Here is a 6,359-nt window from a genome sequence, read left to right as displayed (position 1 = left end):
TTGAACGACTCTGCTCTTGAGTCGTGCGCTGTACTTGCTCATGAAAAAACACCCCAAATCGTTGAACGGGTGTCCAACTTTTGGGGTGCAGTTCATTTCGTGCCGAGGCTTTTTGCCGTTCAGAACGTCCTGCCGATCATTGTGCCGACGTCACTTGCACCGCCGTCGCCGACACGTACACCGCATGGATCGTGTCGCCCTTCTTCAGCTTCTCGGCAGCCATGCCCGGCGTGAGGTCGAGCGTCTCGGTGCGCCATGCGCCGCGCAGCGTGATCTTGCGCTTCTTCACGTCGACGCTTTCGACCGTCGCGATCGTCTCGATGCGGCGCGTCGCATCGAAACCCGTCACGCCGTCGGCACCCACGGTCGGCTGATAGGTCGTCGTATCGATGCGCGTACGGTCGCCCTTGGCCGCGCCCGTCACTTTCTCGGCGCTGACGAGCAACGCGGCCTTGTAGGTGACGTCGATCTGGTCGCCGACTTTCAATTGCTCGAAGCCTTTGACTTCCTTGCCCACCTGGACGGTCGAATCACCGTTCGCGCCGCGCACCATCAGCGCGCGATTCGCGCGATCGATGCCGACGATCTGCGCCCGGATATGAACCGGCTGCTCCTGGCTCACGACTTGTTCCGCGGTCGCCGCCAGCGTTCTGTCTTGCGCGAGCGCCGTGCCCGTCGAAGCGACGATTGCGGACAGGGAAAGGATTGCAGCGGCACACAGTTTCAGATTCATTGAATGGACTCCTCGAATAAAAACGCGATGCGGAAATTCCGCCGTGCGACTGTCGCAACGACAGTCGAGGCGGCGTATTTATAACGTCCGCGCCGCGTGCGCCGAGCCATTCGAACGATATATTACGATTCGCCATCTTCTCCGCGACGCGCGTCGACAAAGGCGCGCCCGGCGTCTAACCGGTAGAATCGGCCCCATATCCGCCACGGGCGCGCGCCGCCCGTCTCCTTGCCGCTTCCCCGATCTCTCCAGGAGCGCTATGCGACGCTCGGCATTCTTTCTCCGCTTCATCGGCATCGGCGTTCTGTTTCATATCTATGTGGGCGTCCGGCTCATCCCGGATGCGCCCGTCGGCCTGCCGCTCAAGGTGCTGGCGGCGCTGTTGCTTGCGGCATCGGTCATCACGATTCCGCTCGGCATGGCGGCCCGGCAGATCGAACCGCAGTCGCTTGCGGATCGCCTCGCCTGGTTCGGGCTGACGGCGCTCGGTTTTTTCTCGTCGCTGCTCTTGCTGACCTTCGCGCGCGACGTGATGCTCCTCTTCGTGCATCTCGCCGACTGGCTGCGCGGCGCGCCCGTCGGTTCGCCGATGCTCGTCGGCTATAGCGCGCTCGCCGTGCCGCTCCTCGCCGTGCTCTTCTCCGCGATCGGTTTCTACAACGCGCGGCGGCGCGCGCCGGTCGTGAGCGTGGATGTGCCCATCGACAATCTCCCGGCCGCGCTCCAGGGTTTCACGATTGCGCAGATCAGCGACATCCACGTCGGCCCGACGATCAAGCGGCACTATGTGGAACGCATCGTCGCCGCCGTGAACGGGCTCGAACCTGATCTCATCGCCGTGACAGGCGATGTCGTCGACGGCAGCGTGCCGAATCTCGCCGATCACACACGCCCGCTCGCGGGCCTCAGCGCGCGGCATGGCGCGTTTCTCGTCACCGGGAATCACGAATATTACTCAGGCGCGGACAAGTGGATCGCCGAATTTCGGCGTCTCGGCCTGACCGTGCTGCTCAATCAGCATGTCGTGCTGAATCATGACGGCGCTCAAGCCGTGGTCGCGGGCGTCACGGATTTCAGCGCGGGCAGTTTCGATCCGGCGCATCGCAGCGATCCCGCGAAGGCGATCAGCGGCGCACCCGACGACGCCATCGTGCGCGTGCTGCTCGCGCACCAGCCGCGCAGCGCCACGGCCGCCGCCGAAGCGGGCTTCACGCTACAGCTCTCGGGGCACACGCATGGCGGTCAATTCCTGCCGTGGAATTTCTTCGTGCGGCTGCAACAGCCGTTCGTCGCCGGACTCGTTAAGTTCAACGGACTGTGGGTCTATACGAGCCGTGGAACCGGCTATTGGGGACCGCCCAAGCGGCTGGGCGCGCCTTCAGAGATCACGCTGGTTCGACTGGTTGCGGCTACGGCCGCATAAAAAAAGGGACGCGCGCCGTAGGGTGCGGCGCGCGTCCAGCGCTCGGGGACAAGCGCTACTCCCGATCACGGTGATGAACGGGCAACTCGATTGACGGGCGGGGCCCCGCCAGCGAGTAAGTGAAAAATAGGCGAACAGAAAAACCGAGGACATAAGAAATCTCCTAAACAATGAAACGCAGTTCGATTGTCACGGAGTCCGAATCTCCACTCACGCTTTCGCCGACATCGCCGCGGGCGTCGTCGCATAGACGCTTCTGTGCGGGGCGGTGCCCTCGCGCGGCCAGTCGGAGCGGGCGTCGAAGAACCATTCCGCGCGCTCGCGTCCTTTGCGCATCAACGCATGGATCAGCGCCGGATTGCGATCGAGCTTGGATGCATAGTCGAGCGGCCCGGGATAATCCTTCGCGTCGAGATGCATCTCCACGACGCGAACCTTGATCGGCTTGTAGCGCTTTTCGAGCGACGCATCGGCTGCAAGCAGTTCGTTCACGCGCGTCGTGAAGTAAAGCTCCTGCCCGAGCGCGAGATTGCCGGACAACTCGTTGCGACGGTCGATGATCTCGTTCATCGATTCAGGCAACTCGCGCCGATACTGCGGATTGATCTGCACGACCCAGATTTCGTCGGGCCGCGAATCGAGCGCGAAGTCGGTGAATTCGCGCACCGGCGGATTGCTGCTGAAGAGGCCGTCCCAGCACATGCGCCCATCGGCCGCGACCGCGCGATACAGCGGCGGCACCGCAGCCGAGGCGACCAGTTGGTCCTGATCGAGCCTGTCGCCGGGAAAGATCACGCGGTCGCCCGAACGCACGTCCGTTGCGCCGACGAGAAGCGTCGGCTTCGCGCGCAGTTGCGGATCGGCGGGAAGCGACGCGAAAGGCAGATGCTTGGCGAGCAGTTCGCGCAGGCGTTCTTCGGCTATCGGCGGATACAGATACGGACTGATCTCCGCATTGACGGGCAAGCGTGCGTACCACGTACCGACCGCGTTGACGACGATATCCGGCCCGTCGCGCGCTTCCAGATCCTTCCAGAACGCGGCGAGACGCCGCCTGGCGTCGGGCGGGCCGCCGAGCAGCAGTCCGCACCACGCGAGCGCGCTGCACATCGCGCCGCCCGACGTGCCGGACAGCGCCACCAGTTCGAAGCGGTTGACGAACTCGCCGCTCAGCAGCCGGTCGAGCACGCCCGCGGCGAATGCCGCATGGCTGCCGCCGCCCTGACACGCGATCGCTACTTTGGGAATGGCCGCCATCGCCGCACCTCTCGCGTCCGTCGATATCGGACGTACGCTACAGGATAGGCGACGCGCGCCGCTATGCCAGCGCGGCGAACACTTGCTGCGTCGAACGAATGCGCCCGATGCGCGGAAAGATGTAGCGGCAGGTCGATTCGTGCGTGTCGGCGTTGAGATCGCTCATCGCGTCCTCGACAAACACTTGCTGATAACCGCGCTCGTGCGCGCCGCGCGCCGTCGAATCGACGCCGATCGCCGTCGCGATGCCGCCCAGCACGATCGTGCCGATGCCGCGCCGGCGCAGATGCGAGTCGAGGTCGGTATTGTAGAACGCGCCCCACTGCCGCTTCGTGACGACGATATCGGTTGCTTGCACGTCCAGTTCCGCGCACAGGTCGCTCCAGCCCGCCGGCTCGGGCGCTTCCTGCGCCTGACCTGCGTCGGTGATCGGCCGCAAGCCGCCGGGGGCGTTCGGAAACGCGACCTTGACGAACACGACCGGCGCGCCGAGCGCGCGAAAGCGGTCGGCGAGCGCGCGCGCATTGGCGAGCACGCTCGCGGCGGAGTGAGGTTGCACGGGCAAGGCGGCGATGCCCGCCTGCAAATCGATCAGCACGAGCGCGGTCTTCGCGGCATCGAGCTTGAGTTCAGGTGCGTTCATGGCGAGTCGGCTAGAAATGGATGGATGACTGCGCGATGTCAGGCTTCGTCGTGCAGGAATTCAAGCGCCGCGCCGTTCATGCAATAGCGCAGGCCGGTAGGTTTCGGACCGTCGTCGAAAACGTGGCCGAGATGCCCGCCACAGCGCCGGCAATGGACCTCGTTGCGCATGTGGCCGGTCGCGTCCGCGTGCGTCGCGACTGCGCCATCGACCGGTTTCCAGAAGCTCGGCCAGCCGGTGCCGCTATCGAATTTCGTCGCCGACGAAAACAGCGCGGATCCGCATCCCGCGCACGCGTATGTGCCGTCGCGGCGTTCCTTGAGCAGCGGGCTCGAGAACGGCGGCTCGGTGCCGCCGCGCCTCAGCACGCGGAATTGTTCCGACGACAGACGGCGCCGCCAGTCCGCGCTGGTGTGATCGATTTCGTACGATCTGGCGGGCGCCGAGGGAAACCCGCCCGTGAAGGCGGCCGCCATCGCACCGAGAAAATTGCGCTTCGTGCGCCTCATGATCTTCATACGATGAACGCCCTCATGCCTTGGTTGACAGCCGGCGCCGCGCTACGTCTTGAACCGGTATCCCGTCTTGAAGATCCACGCGACGATCGCGATAAACACCGCAAGAAACACCAGCGTCATGCCGAAACTCACGCCGACGTGGACATCGGCGAGTCCGTAAAAGCTCCACCGAAAGCCGCTGATCAGATAGACGACCGGATTGAACAACGCGACCGCCTTCCAGAACGGCGGCAGGATATTGATCGAATAGAAGCTGCCGCCGAGGAACGTGAGCGGCGTGACGATCAGCAGCGGAATGATCTGGAGCTTCTCGAAGCCGTCGGCCCAGATGCCGATGATGAACCCGAGCAGGCTGAACGTTACCGACGTGAGTAGCAGAAAGACGATCATCCACACCGGATGATCGATTCTGAGCGGCACGAATAACCGCGCGGTCAGAAGAATGATGAGCCCGAGAATGACGGACTTCGTCGCCGCCGCGCCGACATAGCTCACGACGAGCTCGAAGTACGACACCGGCGCGGACAGCAATTCGTAGATGGTGCCCGTGAACTTCGGGAAATAGATGCCGAACGACGCATTGGCGATGCTTTGCGTCAGCAGCGACAGCATCACGAGGCCGGGCACGATGAACGCGCCGTAGCTGATGCCGTCGACTTCCGGAATGCGCGAGCCGATGGCCGCGCCGAAGACGACGAAATAAAGCGATGTGGAAATGACCGGCGACACGATGCTTTGCATCAGCGTGCGCCCGGCGCGCGCCATCTCGAAACGGTAGATCGCGCGAACGGCGTATAGATTCATTTGGCTTCCCTGACGAGGCTCACGAAAATATCTTCAAGCGAGCTTTGCGTCGTTTGCAGATCCTTGAAACGCACGCCGGCTTCGTCGACGTGACGAAGCAGCGCAATAATGCGGCCCGGCTCGTCCTGCGCGTCATATGTGTACGTGAGTTCGCCGCCGTCCGCCGAACGCGCGAGGCCGTAGGGCTGAAGCTGCGTCGGAATTTCGGCGAGCGGATGTTCGAGTTGCAGCGTGAGCTTCTTCTGCCCGAGCTTGCGCATCAGCTCGCGCTTTTCCTCGACGAGCACGATTTCGCCGCGATTGATGACGCCGATGCGATCCGCCATCTCCTCCGCTTCCTCGATGTAGTGCGTCGTCAGGATGATGGTCACGCCGTTGCCCTGCAGCTCGCGCACAAGGTTCCACATGTCGCGGCGCAATTCGACGTCGACGCCCGCGGTCGGCTCGTCGAGAAACAGAATCTCCGGTTCGTGCGCGAGCGCCTTCGCTATCAGCACGCGCCGCTTCATGCCGCCCGAAAGCGTCATGATCTTGTTGTCCTTTTTCGCCCAGAGCGACAGCGATTTCAGCACCTTCTCGACGTAAGCCGGATTCTTCGGCCGCCCGAAAAGCCCGCGGCTGAACGACACAGTCGCCCAGACGGTTTCGAAGGCGTCGGTGGTGAGCTCTTGCGGCACGAGACCGATCATCGCGCGCGCGGCGCGATAGTCGGTGACGATATCGTGACCGGCGACGGTCACTTTGCCCTCGCTCGGATTGACGATGCCGCAGACGGTGCTGATGAGCGTCGTTTTGCCCGCCCCGTTCGGGCCGAGCAGCGCAAAAATCTCGCCGCGACGGATTTCGAGGTTGATGTCCCTGAGCGCGCGAAAGCCCGACCCGTAGGTCTTGGACAGATTGGAAACGGTGATGATGGTCGACATGGCGTGGACGATAGCAGATACCGCGCCTTCCGGCTTGAATGAAGGGGTCGGCCATTCG

The 6,359-nt window shown here is 63.5% G+C and carries 7 protein-coding genes; 1 reads left to right on the top strand and 6 read right to left on the bottom strand.

Annotated features, from left to right (window positions below; genetic code table 11):
- Positions 1-136: 136 nt before the first annotated feature.
- The gene (locus QCE49_RS26685; protein WP_008353834.1) at positions 137-733 is read right to left on the bottom strand and encodes a hypothetical protein; all 597 of its coding nucleotides are present in this window, start codon (positions 731-733) and stop codon (positions 137-139) included.
- Between the two features lie 259 nt (positions 734-992).
- Here QCE49_RS26685 and QCE49_RS26680 point away from each other — a divergent pair, with 259 nt between their 5' ends.
- Complete coding sequence (locus QCE49_RS26680) at positions 993-2,156, top strand: metallophosphoesterase (RefSeq protein ID WP_008353835.1); 1,164 nt, start codon at positions 993-995, stop codon at positions 2,154-2,156.
- A 210-nt stretch (positions 2,157-2,366) separates the two neighbouring features.
- On the opposite strand, the gene QCE49_RS26675 is transcribed toward QCE49_RS26680, so the two are convergent.
- From QCE49_RS26675 to QCE49_RS26655, 5 genes are all read right to left on the bottom strand, one after another.
- On the bottom strand, positions 2,367-3,413 hold the full coding sequence (locus QCE49_RS26675) for a patatin-like phospholipase family protein (protein WP_008353836.1): 1,047 nt from the start codon (positions 3,411-3,413) through the stop codon (positions 2,367-2,369).
- A 61-nt stretch (positions 3,414-3,474) separates the two neighbouring features.
- Positions 3,475-4,056, bottom strand: coding sequence for a hydrolase (locus QCE49_RS26670; protein WP_250459986.1), 582 nt, complete (start codon positions 4,054-4,056; stop codon positions 3,475-3,477).
- 38 nt (positions 4,057-4,094) lie between these two features.
- On the bottom strand, positions 4,095-4,574 hold the full coding sequence (msrB, locus tag QCE49_RS26665) for a peptide-methionine (R)-S-oxide reductase MsrB (protein WP_008353838.1): 480 nt from the start codon (positions 4,572-4,574) through the stop codon (positions 4,095-4,097).
- 42 nt (positions 4,575-4,616) lie between these two features.
- Positions 4,617-5,378: an ABC transporter permease gene (locus QCE49_RS26660; RefSeq protein WP_008353839.1), complete on the bottom strand. Its 762-nt coding sequence runs from the start codon at positions 5,376-5,378 to the stop codon at positions 4,617-4,619.
- Positions 5,375-6,301 carry an ABC transporter ATP-binding protein gene (locus QCE49_RS26655; protein ID WP_008353841.1) on the bottom strand — a complete coding sequence of 309 codons (927 nt, stop codon included), beginning with the start codon at positions 6,299-6,301 and terminating at the stop codon, positions 5,375-5,377. Before QCE49_RS26655 ends, QCE49_RS26660 begins: the two co-directional genes overlap by 4 nt.
- Positions 6,302-6,359: the final 58 nt, after the last annotated feature.

The sequence above is a fragment of the Caballeronia sp. LZ008 genome (genome assembly GCF_031451435.1).
GTDB classification, from domain to species: Bacteria; Pseudomonadota; Gammaproteobacteria; order Burkholderiales; family Burkholderiaceae; genus Caballeronia; species Caballeronia zhejiangensis.
The sequence above is the reverse complement of the archived record's forward strand: the minus strand, read 5'-3'. Positions and strand labels throughout refer to the sequence as shown.